This window comes from Priestia sp. P5_B4, from assembly GCF_056400385.1.
This window is the reverse complement of the sequence record NZ_JBFULJ010000681.1, coordinates 1-2080: the sequence shown is the minus strand read 5'-3', so window position 1 is coordinate 2080 and position 2080 is coordinate 1. Positions and strand designations below refer to the sequence as shown.

The window sequence follows — 2080 nt, the reverse complement described above, 5'->3', positions numbered from 1 at the left end:
GGCATAAAATTCTTCACGACCATTAAAATGGTTATTTATTCGATCATATTGATAGAGAAAATGCCATAACGTTCGCCTAATGGCCTGTACCCATTCTAGTTTAAAAGCAAGAGTTAAGGWATGCTCTGCCCAGGCTACTCCTTCTTGTTGAGCGAAAGCAATGAGCTGTTCTTCTTTTTGTTCTACGACATATAGAGATAACTTTTGAGCATTTTTCAAAAGATCAATATTTCCAGTTTCTAAAATGTCGTTAATCTTAGAAGCTACGTTAACCGCCTCTGATAAGAGCTTATCCTGGAAATTCTGTTTGTTGTCCCTAATAAAATCTGTCATCTTTTCTCTCTGATTATAAATAGTTTCCATTTTGAATACACCCCTTATTTGTTTAATGATTATCGTTATCCTTAGTTAGTATCCCTAAATGAATGATTATCAATTTTCATTTTTAGTCTTTGTATATAAACGAACGTCTTCCTTCTTTGTACTAACGACATTAGATATGTTTTTAGATAAAAACCAACAGGGCTTTTATAATGAATCTTTAAATCTGGATATATCCATGGTCGTACCCATTTTTTCAACATGATAAAGGGTTAATTAACGTCATGTTCGCTAGCTGATAYCCATTYAGATAGTTCATCAAAAATGTTCTGAACTTGTTCTTTATTTAACGTGTTAACATTCTCCCATGCACTAGAAATATAARTCTCTAGATRRTYWGGATAGGAAATGGATTCAGTAAKAAGGGMTTTATAAAAYAAAGGMTKACCRCMTTTATCTACTTCACCYTTAYATCTATAGTTTTCAAAYKTCCAACCMTYTTTTGTTTTTTTAAAATGATAAAGGTCCTTAAGTYCCCACYGAGGGCTGTAAATTCKCATTTTGAATCTAGATGCACTACTCAATTTCAGATACCTCCTACCTCTTCAAAAATATCATTTTAAATGAGACTCTTTTTATTTTCACCCTCAAAACATGTATTTTATATCCATCTTTTTTACCATATATATTGAGAATTGCTAACTATGTTGTGTTTCTCCTATAGCACTCCAATCTCATCACCAAAGTACTTTTTTGTTTTTTTACAAATTTATTTCATTGTTAAAATTTTATTTCAGTTTTTATAAGTACTAACTTACACTTATACCCCATGTTAAAATAACTTAAACTTTAATTTGTAGAATTTCTGTAAATAGTGAGGAAGGGGTTTGATAATACATGACAATAATTAAAATCAAAGAAATGTTAGAAACTTTATTACGGTATGAAGATAGTGAAATCACTCATACCTTTTGTAGTGGAAATCATACCTTTTCTCTCAGTTACTCTAAAGAACTAAAAAATTTTCAAGTGAAGAATATTGAAACGGGCCATATTGAACATTATCCTGATGTGGAGACTACATCTTTAGCTTTGTATAGARTAATAAGTATTGTGGAAAAAGAAGTCACTGAGTAATAATCCACTTTTAAAGTTTACATACCAAACATTCTAAGAAGCAAAAAGAGCCAGAATCATCTAGAAACAGGCTTTTTTGGGTTTGAATATATAAATTCTTTTAYTTCTACGATTGAAAGACCTAATTGATGAGCTTCCTTCATGAGACTTATCCATTCCTGATCAAGCCTATTACCTTCTTTTTTTAGCACTCACGATTCCTCCAACGTTCCTAATTGGGATTAATTAGACGCTATCATTTAACGATAAAATATTAGAAATTAGTATTATTTATTCAACAAATTTCTTCTAATTCCCTGCAATATAAGTCCTTTTATATAATTAATTAAGATTTAATGTAGAAAAAAGTTTGCGATTCACCGTGGACAGACACCCTATGAAGCCTTTTTTCCTATAGATGGTTCAACCAATATTAAGGGAATGTTTTACAATAGCTGATTCATGGTTTATAGTGTACGTGAGGTTACATTATATTCCAAAAGGGGTGGATGATAGTGAGTTTGGTAAATATTGATAATAACGAATTTGATACAGGGAACTTTAAAGTTCAGGTTGGTCCACACAGAAGAATCGATCCTTCCAATGGCTATGTATTTTTTATGTGTGAGCCTAAAGAGGGAGA

At 31.3% G+C, this 2080-nt stretch carries 2 protein-coding genes and 1 pseudogene; 1 reads left to right on the top strand and 2 read right to left on the bottom strand.

Features of this window, described 5'->3' with window-relative positions:
• Positions 1-363: pseudogene (locus AC1DRF_RS24635) on the bottom strand (STAS domain-containing protein); the annotation flags it as partial.
• Between the two features lie 855 nt (positions 364-1218).
• Here AC1DRF_RS24635 and AC1DRF_RS24630 point away from each other — a divergent pair.
• Positions 1219-1458: a hypothetical protein gene (locus tag AC1DRF_RS24630; RefSeq protein ID WP_477741932.1), complete on the top strand. Its 240-nt coding sequence runs from the start codon at positions 1219-1221 to the stop codon at positions 1456-1458.
• Between the two features lie 56 nt (positions 1459-1514).
• Here AC1DRF_RS24630 and sinI read toward each other — a convergent pair whose 3' ends face one another.
• The gene (gene sinI, locus AC1DRF_RS24625; RefSeq protein WP_477741931.1) at positions 1515-1649 is read right to left on the bottom strand and encodes a DNA-binding anti-repressor SinI; all 135 of its coding nucleotides are present in this window, start codon (positions 1647-1649) and stop codon (positions 1515-1517) included.
• Between the last annotated feature and the right edge of the window lie 431 nt (positions 1650-2080).